This window comes from Oleiphilus sp. HI0043, from assembly GCF_001634935.1.
Genome location: NZ_LWEY01001118.1, coordinates 1 through 412, shown reverse-complemented (window position 1 = coordinate 412; position 412 = coordinate 1). Strand labels below are relative to the sequence as shown.

Genomic DNA, 412 nt, shown 5'->3' with positions numbered 1-412 from the left:
GAAGCAGGCCCTTGTGGTTATTGGATTTATCGACTTCTCACCAGCCTTGGTCACTGCTGTTTCTTAGTCGCGCCATCTCTCATCCCCAAGAAACCTGGTGAGCGAGTGAAGACAGATAAACGAGACGCTCAGAAACTCGCTCGACTACTGAAGAACAATGACCTTGACCCAATCTACGTACCTGAACCCGAAGATGAAGCGGTGCGTGACTTATCTCGCGCACGAGAAGCAGCCATGCGAGATTTAAACGATGCGAAGCATCAACTTAAATCGATGCTGCTTAGGAATAATATACGTTATACAGGTACCGCTAACTGGTCGTTAAAACATATGCGATGGCTAACCGAAATGGTGCTTCCGCACCCTTGCCAGCAAATCGTTTTACAAGAAATGATTCAGACTATTGATGAGC

General features: G+C 46.8%; 1 protein-coding gene. It reads left to right on the top strand.

The annotated features are described in order from the left end of the window. The coding region (locus tag A3729_RS12465; protein WP_156497926.1) for a transposase at positions 1-412 on the top strand (412 nt) is incomplete at both ends.